Below are 16,708 nucleotides of genomic sequence, written 5' to 3' on the forward strand. Positions count from 1 at the left end.
GGAAGGGGGCGAGGGCGGGCATGCTAATCTCAACGAAAACTATTATCAAATAGAAAGCGATCTCAAATGGTGCTCTCTACGGCAGATTGCGGCGGGGTAGCGCGCAGGCCGGATCGAGTGCGCGGCGCCACGCATACAGGCCTTCTCGCACGGCCGAGGCAGCGATGCGACTCAGGTGTCACACCTGTGTCTGTTCGGCGCTCAGGTGGAGGCAACGACGACGCGGTCACGTCCGGCTCTTTTTGCCTGATATAGCGCTTCATCGGCGGCCTTGAAGGTCGCATCACGGGTTTTGTAGCTGTCGCTACAGGCGATGCCGATGGAGGCTGTTACCGGGGTTCCGGTCGGGCTTGCGGTTTGTCGCAGTCGGGCGAGCAGACGTTCTGCTGCGGTGCTGGCGCCGCAGGCGTCGGTCTCGGGTAGCAGCATGAGAAATTCCTCGCCGCCCATGCGGCACAGCACGTCGGTCGGGCGCGAACAGTCCTTCATGATTTCGGCAAGGAAGCGCAGCACCTCGTCACCCACATCGTGGCCATGCTGGTCGTTGACCTGCTTGAAATGATCGATATCCAGCGTCACGGCTGCGTAGTGCTGGTCGAGCAGATCGAACTGCTTGAGCGCAAACTCCATGCCTCGACGGTTACGCAGGCCGGTCAATGGATCGCTCATGGATGCCGCTTCCAGCGCGACCATCTTCTGCTGCAGCAGGGAAACGCCAGCGAGCATCGCGACCTTCAATCGCGAGACCTCGAAGTACCAGGAGTTGACGGTTGATATTCGGCTTGCCGCCTCCGGTGCGCCCCAGTGTTCGGCAGTATCGGCCAGCGCCCGTATCGGTGCGGAAATGAGTCTGGACAGCCACCAGAATACCGCCAGTGAGAACAGGGCAAAGGGCACGGCGTTGAGCAGGGTCGTGCGCGCCAGTTCTGTGAGCTTTGCCGTGATCGCCGCGGTTGGGCGCTGGGCGACGATGCCCCAGCCGGTGCTCCGGATTGGCGCGTAGCCGGCGAGCATATCCACTCCCAGCGTGTTGATGACGCGCTGACCACCTTCGTGACCCTGCAGCACGCGCTGCACCACCGCGTTGCTCGATACGTTCTGCCCGACTCGCTCCCCCTCCTCATGGAAGATCAGGTTGCCCTGGGTATCGACGACATACAGGTACGAGCCATCGCGGTGGTAGTGCACGCCAAGCAGCTCATGCAGCACGTTGCGGTCGCGGAGGAACAGTGAGGCGCTGATGTAACCGAGGTAGCTGCCATCCGGTGCGAAGATCGGATGCGACACCGCAAGCAGGTAGGTGCCATCGGTGGCCACATAGGGGTCGGTTATCAGCGGGGCGCGCAGGGTCAGCGCTTGTGTCGCGCCCACGCTGTTGACCTTGATGCCGACCAGCGAAGCGCTCTCTGGTGACGCCGAAACGATCTGCCCGCTGGCACTGACGATGATGGCCCTGCTGAATTGGTCGCCCTTGAGCTTCAGGCGGGCGGTTTCAGCGTCGCGCCAGTGCCTGTCGTCGAAACGCGTCGACAGCGATTCTGCCGCGTAGGCCAGCTCGCGGCGGCTGTTGAGGAAAAAGCGGTCGGTGATGTCGGCCAGCTTCCGTGCATAGGCGCGATTGGCCTCGAGGGTCTGCTCGAACAGCTGATCGCGCTGGGTGAAGTAGCCGGCGAAGAAACTGTTGCCGAAGGTCAGGAAGCCGGCAAGCAATGCCAGCAGCAGCGTGAGTTTCTGTAGGTCCAGCTTGTACATGAAGGCGTCCGCTACTCCGAACCATGCGTGGCATCGGCTGGCTGAAAATGCCGGGCGACCGTGCGAGCCAGGCGCTGCAGACCGAATCATACATGGCTGTCGCTTGGGCGCGGTGGCTGCAATGCGCGCCTCTTGGGCTGGTGCTACGCATCCGGGAGGTTTTGCGGTTTGCACAAACAGGCCCGCAACTGCGGGCCTGTTTGTCCAAGGGCGAGGTGTCAGCCCTGGTGGTAGCTTGGCGCGAGCTTGTAGACCGAGGTATCCAGCCCTTCGAAGCGCGCTTTCAGTTGCAGTGCGAGGTACAGCGAGTAGTGCCGTGACTGGTGCAGGTTGCCGCCGTGGAACCAGAGGTTCTGCTGCTGGGTGGGTTTCCACATGTTGCGCAGCTCGCCTTCGTACGGGCCCGGGTCCTTGGTGGTGCCGGAACCCAAGCCCCAGCAGCGCCCGACCTTGTCCGCGACTTCCTGGGAAATCAGCCGTGCCGCCCAGCCATTCATGGAGCCGTAGCCGGTGGCGTAGACGATCAGGTCCGCCGGCAGGCGGCTGCCATCATTGAGTACCACGGCATCCGCCTCTATGTGATCGACGCCGAGGCCGGGTCCGCTCTTCAGCTTGATGGTGCCGTTGGCGATCAGTTCGCAGGCGCCGACGTCGATGTAGTAGCCAGAGCCACGGCGCACGTACTTGAGGAACAGGCCGGATTCGTCATCGCCGAAGTCGAGCATGAAGCCCGCTGCGGCCAGGCGGTCGTAGAAGGCCTTGTCGCGTTCCTTGACCTGCTCGAAGGCCTGGCGATGGAACTGCGGCAGCACCTTGTAGGGAATCGAGGCGAACAGCATGTCGGCTTTGTCGGTGGTCAGCCCGCTTTCGATTGCATCCTCGGAATAGAGCGGGCCGAAGACCACTTCCATCAGCGTGTCGGAGCGCACGATATGGGTGCTGGAGCGCTGCACCATGGTGACGTCCGCACCGTTCTCCACCAAGTCCGCACAGATGTCATGGGCTGAGTTGTTGGCACCGATGACTACCGCGCGCTTGCCACGCCAGGCGTCGCCGCCGGGATGCTGGCTGGAATGGTGCTGCTGGCCGGCAAAGGTTTCCGCACCCGGATAGACTGGCACGTTGGGCACGCCGGACATGCCGGTGGCAAGGATCAGCTGTGCGGGCTTGAGGGTCATCGGTTTGCCGTCGCGCAGTACGTCGACCGTCCAGCGGCCTTCGGCCTCGTCGAAACTCGCCTTCACGCATTCGGTTTTCGCCCAGTAATTCAGCTCCATGACCTTGGCGTACATCTCCAGCCAGTCGCCGATCTGGTCCTTGGGGGTGAAGACTGGCCAATGGTCGGGGAAGGGCAGGTAAGGCATATGGTCGTACCAGACCGGGTCATGCAGGCACAGCGACTTGTAGCGGCCGCGCCATTGATCGCCCGGGCGCTCGGCCTTGTCGACGATCAGCGTCGGTACGCCAAGACGCTTGAGTCGTGCGCCGAGGCCGAGGCCGCCCTGGCCGCCGCCGATCACTAGGCAATAGGGCTGTTCGGTGATGCCCAGCGCGGCTTCCTCGTCGCGGCGCTTTTCCAGCCAGTTGCGCTTGTCGGCCAGGCCGTGGCCATGTTCGGCGCCCAGCGGGCGACGGCGTCCGAGCGGCTCCTCGTGCCCCTTCAGCTCACGCATGGTGGTCAGCAACGTCCAGCACAGGCCGTCCTTCAGGCGCACATAACCCTTGCCGCGGGCGACTTCGGTTTCCAGGCTGATCCAGCCTTCGAGCACGCCGTCGGCCAGGCTCGCTTCGCCTTCGAGCTTCCAGTTGTCCGGCCGGGTGGCTTCCAGGCGGCTTTCCAGCATGTCGCGAATGTCGGCCTTGCCCTCGAGGGTGACCAGGTTCCAGCTGAACAGCACCAGGTCGCGCCAGTGGCAGTCGTCGGCGAACAGCTCCAGGGCTCCGTCGATATCGCGTTGGGCCAGGCGCTGGCCGAGGCGTTCGACCCAGGCGGCCAGTTGTTCGGTGGGCGAGCGGGCAGCAGTGGCCTGGCTGTCGCCGCCGAGGTCGCTGCCGTCGTCAGTTTTCAGATCGAACGGGACATCATTGCTGGGACGCATGGTGGTTCTCCTGGTCATTGTTGTTATTCACGGGGATACCGTGCTTGCAGCAGAGCAAGCGGCGGGCCAGCAAGCGCTGGGCCGCGTCGTGGCTGGCCTGGAGTCGTATCTGGACTGGCCGGTCGAGGCGGCGCTGTGCCATCCCCAGTACAGCGGGGGTGACACTCTGTACCAGCCGTGGCACAGCATGCGGCGGCCCGGCGTTTGGCCTATGCTGGGCGCGAACCCGCCTCGAAACATCGCGGAGAACAACAAGAATGACCTCTCGCCTGAGTCAGCATGCGCACCAGGTCCTCAGCTTCGGTGAAGGCACCGCAGCCAGCCAGGGCCCGGCTGCCGATCCCGCCATCGCGCGTTCCTGGCGCCGCTGCCTGGAACAGCATCAGCTCGACCCCACCAGCCCGCGCGCGCCCTGCGTGATCGAGCGGCCGCGGCTCAATGAGCATCGCGAGCGACTGGACCGGGTTATCGCCGTTGCCCACTGGCAGATGAACAGCCTGCACCAGCAGCTGGGCAGCAGCGGCCACGCAGTGTTGCTGACCGACGCCAGCGGCGTGGTGATCGACAGCGTGGCGGATCAGGCCGAACGGGCGGAATTTCAGCGCGCCGGGCTCTGGCTCGGTGCCGTGTGGAACGAGGCGACCGAGGGCACCAATGGCGTCGGTCTGTGCCTGCTGGAGCGCCAGGCGCTGACGATTCGGCGTGACGAGCACTTCCGTGGCCGGCACGCAGCACTGACCTGTTCGGCGAGCCCGGTGTTCGATGCCGAAGGCGGTCTGCTCGCCGTGCTCAATGTGTCGTCGGCACGTGAGGACCTGTCGCGCCAGCGGCGTTTTCACACCATGGCGCTGACCAATCTGTCGGCCAAGCTCATCGAGAGCTGTTTCTTTCTGCAGCATTGCGAGGGCGACTACCTGCTGCGCTTCCATGCCCAGCCCGAATACATCGGCCTGCTCAGCGAAGGCTTGCTGGCGTTCGATGGCGACGGGCGCATCACGACCATCAACGAAACCGCACTGAACCTGCTCGCCAGTAGCCGCGAAGCGCTATTGGGCCAGCCGCTGGAAACTGTGCTCGATGTGCGTCTGGAGCAGTTGCTGCAGCGCGCCAGGCCGCAGCCCGGCACCTGCTGGCCACTGCATACCCACGACGGCCAAAGGTTGTACTGCCAGTTGCGCGGACCGCAGATGCGTGTGGTGGTCGCGCCGCCAAAAGAAGCGGCGGCGCAGGTGGGCGGTCTGTGCCTGCTCGATCCGTCGATGCGCACGGATTTCAGCCGCGCGCTGAAGGTGCTCGAGCGGGACGTGCCGGTGCTGCTGCAAGGCGAAACCGGCACCGGCAAGGAAGCCTTCGCCAGTGCGTTGCATCGCGCCAGCAGCCGCGCCGGCCGGCCGTTCGTGGCACTCAATTGCGCGGCGATTCCCGAGACGCTGATCGAAAGCGAGCTGTTCGGCTATCGCGGCGGCAGCTTCACCGGCGCGCGGCGCGAGGGCATGGTCGGCAAGCTGGAGCAGGCCAATGGCGGCATCCTCTTTCTCGACGAGATCGGCGACATGCCGCTGGCGCTGCAGACGCGCTTGCTGCGGGTGCTGGAGGAGCGCAAGGTGACGCCGCTGGGGGCTGCCGCGCCGGCCGAACTGAATATCCGCCTGATCAGCGCCAGCCATCATGACCTGCGCGCGCTGGTTGCCGGCGGTGCGTTCCGTGAAGATCTGTATTACCGCCTCGGCGGGCTGATGGTCGCGTTGCCGCCGCTGCGCGAGCGCAGCGACAAGGCGGAACTGCTCGACCATCTGCTGACCGAAGAAGCCCAGGGCGAATCGATCAGCCTCGACCCGGCCGCGCGGCAGGCCTTGCTCGCTTACCGGTGGCCGGGCAACGTGCGGCAGATGCGCAACCTGCTGCGCACGTTGGTCGCGCTGAGCGAGCAGGGGCGCATCGCCGTCGATGAGGTATTGGCTGTGCTGCCGGCCGAGATCGGCGAGGCGGATGCAATGCGCGATCCGCTGCAGTCGGCCGAACGCGAGGCTTTGCTGAGCGTGTTACGCGAGCGGCACTGGCAGGTCAGCCGGGTTGCCGAAGAGCTGGGGATCAGTCGCAACACGCTCTATCGCAAGCTGCGCAAGCACGGCATCTCGCGCAACTGAACGGCGGGCGCGAACGCCAGCCGTCAGGGCGTCAGAGCGCGGTGGATAGGGTGATCGAGCCGAACTGGTCGTGTTCCTGCTGGCCCTGGAATTCGCGGGTGCGCCAGACATTGGCGAATGCCAGCTGCCAGCGGCTCCAGGTCAGTGCCACGCCGACCTTGGCATCGCCGACCCACTCGCGGCGGTCAACCGAGTGGCTGTCCTCGAAGGTGTTGCCGTCCAGCAGCATGTTGTGCGCCATGTAGCGGCCCTCCAGGTTGGCGAAGCCGTACCAGGCGAAGTCGCCACCCGGTCGGAAGAACTGGCTGCCGCTCTGCGCCGGCGTCACCGCCGGGATGCTGAAGCTGCGTTGCAGGTTCTGCCCCAGGCGCAGGCCCAGCCCGGCCGAGCCATAGCGGTAGAGGTTGCCGAGGGCGAAGCCCACGCTCGGGCCGTATTCCAGTTCCAGCCCGGCGAGACGCTCCTGTAGCCACCAGCGGTGCTGGTAGCCCAGGTTGACGAAGGGTTCGTTTTCCAGCTGGTTGTCCCAGCCATTCGGCTCGTCGCTGTTGGTGACCTTGTGCACGGCGCGCTGCAGGCGCTTGCCTCCGGCCGCCGGGCCGACGATGCCGACGTCCAGATGCAGACTCTGCGCGCCCCGCCAGCCGTCGTGCTGGGTGTCGGAGAACATCGACATGCCGGCAAACAGCAGACCGGCGTAAGGGCGGTCGTCTTCGATCAGATTTCGGGTTTCGATTTCCTCCGGCGTGTAGATCTGATGACCGAAGCGGTAGGCGACGTTATCGATCGCGGCGCCCGACCAGCCGGGCAGCAGATCGGCGAAGAGTCGCGTCCAGCTCTGGTCGTCCGGTTCGAAGCCCCAGATCACCTCCAGGCCATTGCTGTAATGACCATCGCTGCCCCTGGCGATGATGTCGTTCTCCACCTTCAGCGAAAGGATGTCGGCATGGGCGACGGCAGGGGCGGCGATGGTTGCGGCGAGCAGGCACGAGCACAGCAAAGAACGAGAATGCATGGTCAGACTCCTGGCTTACGTTCTTGTTTGTATGTTCTTTCTCGGACCTTGACCTCGCATGGCGGTTCGCTTGAACCCTATGGCGCGCCGAATGTGCCGCTACCGGCCAATACCGATTCGCCAAGCCTAGCCTGTTCTGACTCACGCAGTTGCTCGGCAAGCGCTTCGGAAAAGCGCTCTACCGCCGACCAGCGCAGGTGGATGGCGTCGACGAATGCCGCCGGTGGCGCGACCCATTCGCGATCGGCGTTCCAGTATTGCGCGCCACCATTGCCGGCGATGGCAGCCGTCAGCTTCTCGTCGAAACGGGTGAGGAAGCTGCCGTCGGCATCGACCTTGGCCTTCCACTGCGGATGCAGCGGTGTGGATACGACGAGCAGCTGGCGTTGCTCCGCCTGCAGGCGGTCGGACAGCTTGCCCAGCGCAGCGAAGCAGCTGTTATCCAGCGGGTCGGGCTTGCCATAGAACAGGCCTCGATCACCCCGGGGTTCCAGCGGCCCGTCGCCGTGGCGGGTGAACACCAGCGGGTCCCATTCGATCTCGTTGGCCCGTTGCGCCTTGACCGTCTGCGCATTGCGCAACAGCGAACGCGGCGAGAAGTAGCGCATGTAGTAACCCCAGCGTGAAGCCTGCTGGTAGACGTACTGGTCGGCGTGTTCGCGGTCGAACACCGCATCCGGGGCCTTCCAGCAGCCGGCGAAGTCCAGCGGATCGACGATCATCACCACCTGGCGAATGGTCGGCTCGCGGTCCAGCAGCCAGTCGGCGACATAGGTCGATTGGTTCGCGTGCAGGCCACAGAACGCACCGTTGAGCGGCCGCACGCCCGGCGCCTGTTTGACCAGCACGTCGCCATCGACATGGCGCCAGGCGACAGAAGAACCAATGACCAGCAGGTTGGGCTGGGCGACCGGGTTGTGCCGTAGAAAGTGCAGCTTTTCATCCACGCACAGGCTGTTGGAAAAAGCTGGTGGCGGCAGGTTGTCGGTGTGGTTGAGCCAGGCGAGCAGGGCGGCAAAGCCGCCGAGCATCCCGAACAGCCCGGCGAACAGGCCCAGCAGGTAGCCGGCGCGTACCTGCCGCCGGTCTGCCTCGGCCCGGGCGGCATCGCCGCCTGGGCATGTATCGACGGATCCGGCCATGACTCAACGCCCTCCGAGTTTGGTCTGGATCAGTTGGGCGAAGTGGCCAACGTTCTTCAGCGATTCCAGTTCGGCGGTGCGGAATTTGATGCCGAAGCGTTGTTCGGCAGCCACGATCAGCAGGACATGGGTCTGGCTGTCCCAGCCATCGATGTCGTCGGCGGTGGTTTCGGGCGTGAGGACGATATCGTCATCGTCGAACACGTCGTGGAAGACCTGGGTCAGCGCCTGGAGAATTTCCTTTTCGTTCATGCTTGCACCTGGATGTGGTGGTGGATGGGAGCGCGCGAGGCCAGCTCGTAGCGCCAGAAGCTTGCATCGGTAATGGCGTGGGCAGGGGCGGGGCGCTGCTCGAAACCCAGCCGCGGATAGTGCTCGGCGACCATGCCGTTGCGTTCGGTGGGGTGGTATTCGCCGACCAGTACGCGCCAGCCGGCGGCCGCTGCCGCATCGGCCAGCACCTCCAGCACCGCCGCCTCGACCTGACGCCCCAACACGCGGCAGCTCATCAGCCAGCTGTCGATCAGCAGCTCATCGGCTTGCAGTGCGTCATCGGGACGGGCCAGCACCACGCTGATCAGGCCGTTGTCGCCGAACTTGTCTTCGAGTCGCAGGGCCAGGGCGATGGTTCGCGGATCGCTGGCCATGCGCTCGACTTCGGCTTCGGTATAGCGGCGGGTGGTCAGGTTGAACTGGTTGGTCTTGTTGATCAGCTGGGTGGCGCGGGCCAACTCGGCGGCGCCGATTCGATTGACGCGCAGGACCATCTGCAGCCCGCGCAGGTAGCCGTCCATGTCCGTGGCCTGGTTCAGCGCGGCTTTGCGTTCGGCATTCAGCGCATAGCTGCGGCCGCGCTCGGCGTCATCGGAGGTAAAGGACACGGCCTCGAAATAGCCCGCCGCGGCGATGCGTGCAGGGTAGTCGGCGACATCGTCCGGTAGTTCCGGTACGGCGACTTGCGGCAGCTCGCGGCGCACGATGTCGCGCTCGGCGGGGTTGTCGTCGACGAACACCAGGCTGTCCAGGCCGATATCGAGCATGCTCGCGATGCGCCGCAGGTTGCCGGCCTTGTCTTCCCAGTTGGCGACGAAAGCCGCGATATCGCTGCGCTTGAGCGCCATTTCCGGGTGCGCGAATGCGGCCTCGGCGACGTGCAGGTCGTTCTTGCTGCACACCGCAAGGATCACCCCGCGACGCGCCAGCTGGGCGGCGTAACGTTGCAGCGCCACAAAGGCTTCGCCACTGGGGCTGCCCTGGCCAAGCTGGATACCGTCGATGCCGTCATCACCGATCACGCCGCCCCAGAGGGTGTTATCCAGATCGAGCACCAGACATTTGCGCGACAGCCCGGCAGTGGCCGCCGCGATCCGCGCCAGATGCTCGCCATACAGCGGTGCCAGGATCGGGCTGACCAGCTGCTTGGCCTGGTGCCAGCGCACCGGTTCGGCCAGGCCGTCGCCATAAGCGGCTGCGTGCCAGGCCAGATCGAGCAGCAGCACGCCATCCTCGCGGGCGGCGGCGCGGATTGCGGCGTTCAAGCGTTCGATGACTGCCCGCGGCGAAGCCGGCACCAGTGCTTCGTAAGAGCCGAACAGTGGCGGTGCGACCGGTACCAGGGTCTGTTGCACGACCTGCGCGGCATAGCGCTCGCGGGCCCGGCGCCAGAGCAGGCGCAGCTCATCGACGCGCTCCGCCACGGCGGCATCCACCTCCGCCTGGCCGGCCTGCAAGGGCAGTTGCAGTGGCGCGTCATGGGCGTCCAGCGCCAGCAGCACCAGCTGCGGGGCGAAGGCGTTCAGCTCCGGATCATCGGCCAGCAGTGCCTGGCGGTACATGCCGTAGGGCGCAACGTGCAGCGACAGCGCCAGGCGCCGCTGCAGCCCGGCAACGCGAATCGCCGGCAGCAGGTGGTCGACCGTATGCGAGGACAGCAATGCCAGCCGCAGCGGCGTCAGTCGTGCGGCCGCGGCATGCTGTTCGATACCGGTGGCGGCGAGCTTGTCCAGCCGTGCGGTCAGGGTGAAATCCCGTTGAAAGGTGGCCAGCCGGGCGGCTTCGTGTAGCCGTTGCAACGGGTCATCGATACGTTTGGCTTGGCCAATCGCGCCGGAGAGATCCGGATGCGGCGGCAGCCAGGGGAGTTGTGCCATGCCTGTGACTCCTTGTCGTGGTCAGAACTGGAAGTAGAGGAACTCGGTCGGCGCCATGGAAAAGGCGATTGCCAGGGCGAAGAAGCCGAGTACGCCGACTGCCATGCCGTGGATAGCCGTCGGGCGCCAGGCGCTCAACGGCAAAAGCCGCTCGGTCCAGTGCGGCTGAGCCTGGAAGTTGAGTGCGGTACGGAAGTGGCCCGTCCACTGCTGCACGTTGGGCATGCCCCAGACGAAGATCAAAAGCGCCGCGATATAGGCGAAGTCGGAGCGATCCATCGCCGTGCTGGTCGGGCTCAGGCCGAGCATGCCGGCGAGGATCGCCATGGCGGTCGGCACGTCGCTGGCGCGGAAGAACACCATCGCCACCACCACGCAGCCGAACGTCAACGTGACGGCCGCCGCCTTGTGCCACCAGATGTCGCTGTCCAGCTTCCAGCCCTGACGCGCCTTCCAGGCCCGCCAGCCGTGCGCGACCACCAGATAGAGGCCGTGCAGCAGGCCGAAGGCGACGAAATGCCAGCCGGCGCCATGCCAGATGCCGGAAATGAACATGGTGAACACGGTGGGGTAGGCGACCAACGCCAGGAAGGTGCCGGCGGTCATCTTGCCCCGTCGTGGCTGCGGCTTGCCGGCGGCCATGCGTGCGCGGGTCACGCGCAGCACGATGGGGTTGTAGATGTAGGCGGTGAGAAACCGCGTCAGCGTCATGTGCCAGCGTGACCAGTAGTCGATGACGTTGCGTGCCTTGAACGGGCTGTTGAAGTTGGCCGGCAGGCTGATGCCGAACAGCAGCGCCAGGCCGATGGCCATATCGCTGTAGCCGGAGAAGTCGAAATAGATCTGCAGCGTGTAGGTCAGCGCGCCGGTCCAGGCGTCGTAGAAGGCAGGAACAGTGCCATCGGCGGCCAGGCTGAAGACCGGCGTGGCTTTTAGTGCGAGGGTATCGGCGATCACCACCTTCTTGAACAGCCCCAGTAGAAACACCGTGGCGCCCAGCGACAGGTTGTCGATGCGCGCGCGGAAGGTATCGCGGTCCCGGAACTGCGCGAGCATCTCACCGTGATGGGTGATCGGCCCGGCGATCAATTGTGGAAAGAAGCTGATGAACAGGCAGTAGTTGGCGAAGTCGTGCTCTTCCACCACGCCATCATGAGCATCGACCAGATAGGCGATTTGCTGGAAGGTGAAGAAGGAGATCGCCAGCGGCAGGATGATGTCTTCCACCCGCCAACCGAGATCCAGCGCCGCATCCAGCGTGCCGAGCAGAAAGCCGGTGTACTTGTAGTAGACCAGCAGTAGCACGTTGGCCGCGACCGCCAACCCGAGCACCAGGCGTGAGGGGTGTCGGCGCAGGTAGCCACCGAGCAGATAGTTGACCAGCATGCTGCCGACCAGCAGTGGCACATAGACCGGGTTCCACCAGCCGTAGAACACCAACGAGACGACGGTCAGCCAGATCACCGCAAGCCGTTGTCGGCCTGAGCCGGTCAGCACGAAAAATCCAATCAACACCACCGGTAGAAAGCCGGCGATGAATTCCATCGAATTGAAAAGCATCTTTCCCTATCCCTGCTCAGCGTACGTGCATCGCTGCTCAGGCCGTCTATGCGACGGAGCGGACATCCTCCCTGGTCCGTGTGCTGCAGTCGCGCTACCGGGATTTCATCCTCGCTCCGGTGTCGCGGCATCCTCGGTCCCTTGGTGGATGCATCGCTCGGGCGACAGTCTTTCGACTGGCATCCTCTGAGCTCCTATGGCTCCGACTGGAAGATGTAAAAAAAAGTTTCAGATTCGGGCGGTACCGTTGGGCGTCCAGTTGACGCAGGGCAAACAGCCCCTTGCTGGCGCGGCTTGCAGCTTGTTCCCGTCGGTCGGTAAAGTTCCCCACGGCTAATTTGAATGGCATCGGCGCCGCTTATCGAAGCAATAAAAAGGCCGACTGCGACGGATGGAATTCCGTCTGCCAGTCGGCCTGGAGACCGCCAGTACCTTAGCGGGCGGTGCTTAGCCCTACGCTACGCGCTCGCTGGGCCGGTTTCGGCCTTGCGCTAGGCGGCTCTATCTTGCTCTGCAGGTGCCTTATCGTGCGCTTGAGGCGCTGCACCTTGTCTTCCAGTTGGAAGACCTTGCGATTGTTGTAGAACATGCCCAGCACGAATCCCACCGAAGTGAAAACCAGGCCATAAATGAGTGCGGCTTCATAGAGATAGCTGGAAAACATCCTGTCATCCTCTGCGGGTAATGGCGGCATCGCACAATGCGTAATGCGGCCCAGAACGGCCTGATGCCAATCTGCCCCTATGTGACATGGCGCACATTAAAATCGTTCCCGACCTCGCGGCCGCCTGCAAGGCCCGCGTGACTAGCAGCGAACTCTCCAGCAGAGCGGTCGTCCCATTTTCTAGACCGCACATTCACCGACTGGGGAAATACTAATGGCCATGCTGGACACCCGCGGCATCGGGGCCTTCACCTTGTTAAAGCGAACCGTCAAGGAATTCGGCGACGACGACATGTCGACCTATGCCTCGGCGCTGGCGTATCGCGCCTTGTTCGCAATGTTTCCGTTCATGGTGTTTTTGATTGCCCTGCTGGGATTTCTCGACCTGCAGAATTTCTTCGATTGGTTGCGCTTGCAGGCCGAGCTGGCACTGCCTCCGATGGCCATGGAGCAGATTAATCCGGTGATTGAGCAACTGCAGGAGCAACAGGCCGGGTTGTTGTCCTTCGGTATTCTGGTGGCATTGTGGACCGCCTCCATCGGTTTCCGCTCGCTGATGATCGCGATGAACAAGGCCTACGACGTTGAGGAGGGGCGACCGAGTTGGAAGCTGATCCTGTTGTCACTGGCTTACACCGTGGGCGTGGCAATACTGCTGCTGTTCACCGCCGGACTGATGATTATCGGTCCGCAGGCCATGGAGTGGCTGGCTGGGCAAGTCGGCATGCGTGATGTGGTAGTGGTGCTTTGGACCTGGCTGCGTTGGCCGGTGATCGTGCTGATGCTGATGCTGGTGGTGGCACTGCTGTACTACGTTACGCCTGACGTGGAGCAGGACTTTCGCTTCATCACGCCCGGTTCGGTGATGGCCGTGCTGGTGTGGATCATCGCGTCGATCGGCTTCGGCATTTACGTGCAAAACTTTGCGGATTACAACGCCACCTACGGCAGCATCGGCGCCATCATCGTGCTGCTGCTCTATCTGTATATCTCCGCTGCTGTTTTGCTGTTCGGTGCCGAGTTGAACGCGGTCATTGAGCACGCCTCGGTCGAGGGCAAGGACGAGGGCGACAAGCAGCTCGACAGCTGAGGCGCCGTCTGGCGCTCCGCGGCGAACAACCCTTGTACGTAACGGTCATCTATTTCATTACAGAATTATTCCGCAAGGATGCGGAGCAGGCCGCCATTGGGCGGCGTGGCCGGCGGTAGACCGGGTTCTGCAACGGAACGGACCGGAGAAGTACCTTGCATATCGCGGATGTGACCATGTTTTACGCGCCCGCTAGTGGTGGCGTGCGCACGTACCTCGAGGCCAAGCATCGCAGGTTGCTGCTCTATTCGGGCGTGCGCCATAGCATTCTGGTACCGGGCGATGACTACCACCATAACGATGGCATCTATCAAGTGCCGGCGCCCATTCTGCCGTTCGGCAAGGGCTATCGCTTTCCGATCAGACGTGCGCCTTGGCGCAACCTGTTGCGGTCTTTGCGACCTGATCTTATCGAGGTGGGTGACCCTTACATGACGGCCTGGGCGGCGCTGGACGCCGGGCGTCGACTGAATATTCCGGTGATCGGTTTCTATCATTCCGATCTGCCGCTGTTGGTCAGCAACCGCATCGGCGGCTGGCTAGGGCCCAATTTCAACGGCTACGTCTCGCGGCTGTACGGCAGCTTCGACCGGGTGCTTGCCCCCAGCGAAGTAATGGCTGACAAGCTGATTCACCTAGGCGTCAAGAATGTATTCGTGCAGCAGTTGGGGGTCGATCTGGATACCTTCTGCCCCGAGCGTCGTGATCCAAACCTGCGCCGCGAACTGGGGCTGGCCGACGACACCCGGTTGATGATTTTTGCCGGCCGCGGTTCGCGGGAGAAGAACCTGCATATCTTGCTAGAAACCGCGCGCCAGCTCGGCAGGCCCTACCACTTATTGCTGGTGGGTTCGAGTATGCCGCAACGGGTGCCGGACAATGTCGCTGTGATCGACCGCTTCTGTTCCGCCAGCGAAGTGGCGCGCTACATGGCTAGCTGTGATGTGCTGTTACACGCAGGCAATCAGGAAACCTTTGGTCTGGTGGCGCTGGAGGCCATGGCCAGCGGCATTCCAGTGGTGGCCGCGCGTGCCGGAGCGCTCCCTGAGTTGGTGCCGTTCTACAGTGGGCGCCTATGCCGGCCGCTTGACCCGAGGGCCATGGCGCATAGCGTGCGTGAATTGTTCGAGGACGACCCCAGGTTGCTGGGCGTGCAGGCGCGCCAACATGTCGAAGCTCATCATGCCTGGGATGCGGTGGTGGCAGGACTGCTCGCGCACTACCACGCTGTACTGGGAACGGCGGACGTACCGGTAGCCGTACATGGTTGAGGCTGCTCTGACGCTGGTGCTGCACGACGTGGCTGCGGAAACCTGGCCGGATTACCAGCCCTTCGTAGAGGCGGTGGACGCCATAGGCGGCGTGCCAATCACCTGGTTGGTGGTCCCGGATTTTCATCAGCGCAATCCGCTGGAGCAGCAACCGGATTTCTGCCATCTGCTGGATCAACGCGTGCAACGCGGTGATGAACTGGTGTTGCACGGCTGCTATCACGCCGATCTCGAGCCCGCGCCGAAGACACCGCGGGACTGGTTCATGCGCCGGGTGTACACCCATGAAGGCGAGTTCTACGGCCTGGACGAACAGGCGGCGGGTGAGCGCCTTGCGCATGGCCTGGAGTTGTTCCGGCGCCAGCAATGGCCGCTGCACGGCTTCGTCGCGCCCGCCTGGCTGATGAGCGAAGGAACGCGGCGAGCATTGGCCAGCAGCGATTTGGTCTATACCAGCGATCCGGGCCATCTTTATCTGCTGCCCGATTTCTCCGCGATCACCGCTCCTGGGCTTGTCTGGAGCGCTCGCAGCCCTTGGCGTCGTGGCGTTTCCTGGCTGGTCAGTGAACGCCAGCTACGGCAGAGTCGCAGCGCGCCATTGCTGCGCCTGGGTTTGCACCCGGTGGATATGCGCCATGAGTTTTCCCGTCGATACTGGCTCGGTGTACTCGAACGCTTGCTGCAGGAAGGTAGGCAACCGATGACCAAGATTGATTGGCTGCGCCAGTATCGGTCGAAGAGCGCCGTGGCATGAACCGCCGTTGGTGGATTATGGGCGGCGCGTTGCTCGGCGCGGCCATGGTGCCGCTGTTGCTTGGCGGCACCGGCCTGTTCGAGCGTCTGCGCAGTTTTCCCGGCAGCCTGCTGGCGATGATGCTCGGCATGATAGTCGTAGGGTGGAACCTCAATGCGCTGCGCTTGCGCTTGCTTCTGGGGCGTCGACTACTGGGCCAACGCCGCGCATTCGGCATCGTCGTCGCAACCGAGTTTGCCATTTGCGCGACGCCTGGCGGCGCGGGAGGGCCGCTGACGCTTATGGCACTGCTGATGCGCCAGGGCGTGGCGCCGGCCAAGGGCACAGCAACCTATGCCGTCGAGCAGCTGAGTGATCTGCTGTTTTTCGCCTGCGCATTAATAGGTGTGCTGTTCTATGCGTTGACCCACAAGCTGAACGAGCATATCGCCAGCCTGCTGGGTTTCAGTGTGGCGCTGCTCATCGGGGTACTGGTGCTGCTAGCACTGCTCGGGCGCTTTCATCGCCAGGTGTTTCTGCTCAACGGTTGGCTGGTCAGCCGCCTGGGTATGAAGCAGCCGCGCAAACGCCGGTGGGCTCGCAAAGTGCTGGGTTTCCGCAACGCGCTGATCGATTGCTTTCGCCTGCCGCGCCGGATCTTGCTGGCGGTATTCGGTCTCACCACGCTGCACTGGCTACTGCGTTTCAGCGTGTTGTACCTGACGCTGCAGGGGCTGGGCAGCGAACTGGCGTGGGCGTGGACGTTCCTCGTGCAGCTGTTGGCGCTGACTGCTGGCCAGCTCAGCCTGTTGCCGGGTGGAGCGGGCAGTGCAGAGTTGGCCTCGGCGGCGCTGCTGACGCCGATGGTGGGCAAGTCGACAACTGCAGCGGCGATTCTGATCTGGCGCTTCGTGACCTATTACTTCTACCTCATCGCCGGCGCGCCAGTGTTTATGCACCTGGCGGGGCGGCCGCTGCTGCGCCGATTGATGCCATCGCGTCACGTCTAAACCATCCCTGGGCCGATGGCCGGGGGAAACTATCGTTTCGATTGGGCGGTCCACTCCACGTCACCAATGAATAAG

Annotated in this window: 13 protein-coding genes; 5 read left to right on the forward strand and 8 right to left on the reverse strand. The window is 63.7% G+C overall.

What is annotated here, in order from left to right:
• Positions 1-201: 201 nt before the first annotated feature.
• The gene (locus BHD08_RS14280) at positions 202-1,752 is read right to left on the reverse strand and encodes a sensor domain-containing diguanylate cyclase (RefSeq protein ID WP_125023075.1); all 1,551 of its coding nucleotides are present in this window, start codon (positions 1,750-1,752) and stop codon (positions 202-204) included.
• A 218-nt stretch (positions 1,753-1,970) separates the two neighbouring features.
• On the reverse strand, positions 1,971-3,851 hold the full coding sequence (locus BHD08_RS14285) for an NAD(P)/FAD-dependent oxidoreductase (RefSeq protein ID WP_256678693.1): 1,881 nt from the start codon (positions 3,849-3,851) through the stop codon (positions 1,971-1,973).
• A 257-nt stretch (positions 3,852-4,108) separates the two neighbouring features.
• Between BHD08_RS14285 and BHD08_RS14290 the strand changes: the two genes are divergently transcribed.
• Positions 4,109-5,998 carry a sigma-54-dependent Fis family transcriptional regulator gene (locus BHD08_RS14290; protein WP_125023077.1) on the forward strand — a complete coding sequence of 630 codons (1,890 nt, stop codon included), beginning with the start codon at positions 4,109-4,111 and terminating at the stop codon, positions 5,996-5,998.
• Positions 5,999-6,029: 31 nt separating this feature from the next.
• Here BHD08_RS14290 and BHD08_RS14295 read toward each other — a convergent pair whose 3' ends face one another.
• From BHD08_RS14295 to BHD08_RS14320, 6 genes are all read right to left on the reverse strand, one after another.
• On the reverse strand, positions 6,030-7,013 hold the full coding sequence (locus BHD08_RS14295; protein WP_125023079.1) for a lipid A deacylase LpxR family protein: 984 nt from the start codon (positions 7,011-7,013) through the stop codon (positions 6,030-6,032).
• A gap of 77 nt (positions 7,014-7,090) precedes the next feature.
• Positions 7,091-8,155: a hypothetical protein gene (locus BHD08_RS14300; RefSeq protein ID WP_125023081.1), complete on the reverse strand. Its 1,065-nt coding sequence runs from the start codon at positions 8,153-8,155 to the stop codon at positions 7,091-7,093.
• 3 nt (positions 8,156-8,158) lie between these two features.
• Positions 8,159-8,407: an acyl carrier protein gene (locus tag BHD08_RS14305; RefSeq protein WP_015277638.1), complete on the reverse strand. Its 249-nt coding sequence runs from the start codon at positions 8,405-8,407 to the stop codon at positions 8,159-8,161.
• The gene (locus BHD08_RS14310; RefSeq protein ID WP_125023083.1) at positions 8,404-10,305 is read right to left on the reverse strand and encodes an HAD-IIIC family phosphatase; all 1,902 of its coding nucleotides are present in this window, start codon (positions 10,303-10,305) and stop codon (positions 8,404-8,406) included. The genes BHD08_RS14305 and BHD08_RS14310 overlap by 4 nt, the downstream gene beginning before the upstream one ends.
• A 21-nt stretch (positions 10,306-10,326) precedes the next feature.
• On the reverse strand, positions 10,327-11,865 hold the full coding sequence (locus BHD08_RS14315) for an MBOAT family protein (RefSeq protein ID WP_125023085.1): 1,539 nt from the start codon (positions 11,863-11,865) through the stop codon (positions 10,327-10,329).
• Positions 11,866-12,298: 433 nt separating this feature from the next.
• Positions 12,299-12,529: a hypothetical protein gene (locus BHD08_RS14320; RefSeq protein WP_003285701.1), complete on the reverse strand. Its 231-nt coding sequence runs from the start codon at positions 12,527-12,529 to the stop codon at positions 12,299-12,301.
• Positions 12,530-12,743: 214 nt separating this feature from the next.
• Between BHD08_RS14320 and BHD08_RS14325 the strand changes: the two genes are divergently transcribed.
• From BHD08_RS14325 to BHD08_RS14340, 4 genes are all read left to right on the forward strand, one after another.
• Positions 12,744-13,619 carry a YihY/virulence factor BrkB family protein gene (locus BHD08_RS14325; RefSeq protein WP_003285702.1) on the forward strand — a complete coding sequence of 292 codons (876 nt, stop codon included), beginning with the start codon at positions 12,744-12,746 and terminating at the stop codon, positions 13,617-13,619.
• A 155-nt stretch (positions 13,620-13,774) separates the two neighbouring features.
• A complete protein-coding gene (locus BHD08_RS14330; protein ID WP_125023087.1) occupies positions 13,775-14,890 on the forward strand; it encodes a glycosyltransferase family 1 protein in 1,116 nt (371 codons plus the stop codon).
• A complete protein-coding gene (locus BHD08_RS14335) occupies positions 14,883-15,644 on the forward strand; it encodes a DUF2334 domain-containing protein (protein ID WP_102820457.1) in 762 nt (253 codons plus the stop codon). The genes BHD08_RS14330 and BHD08_RS14335 overlap by 8 nt, the downstream gene beginning before the upstream one ends.
• The gene (locus BHD08_RS14340) at positions 15,641-16,633 is read left to right on the forward strand and encodes a lysylphosphatidylglycerol synthase transmembrane domain-containing protein (RefSeq protein ID WP_125023089.1); all 993 of its coding nucleotides are present in this window, start codon (positions 15,641-15,643) and stop codon (positions 16,631-16,633) included. Before BHD08_RS14335 ends, BHD08_RS14340 begins: the two co-directional genes overlap by 4 nt.
• Positions 16,634-16,708 lie beyond the last annotated feature (75 nt).

Source organism: Pseudomonas sp. SCT (assembly GCF_003864275.1).
GTDB lineage: Bacteria > Pseudomonadota > Gammaproteobacteria > Pseudomonadales > Pseudomonadaceae > Stutzerimonas > Stutzerimonas stutzeri_AE.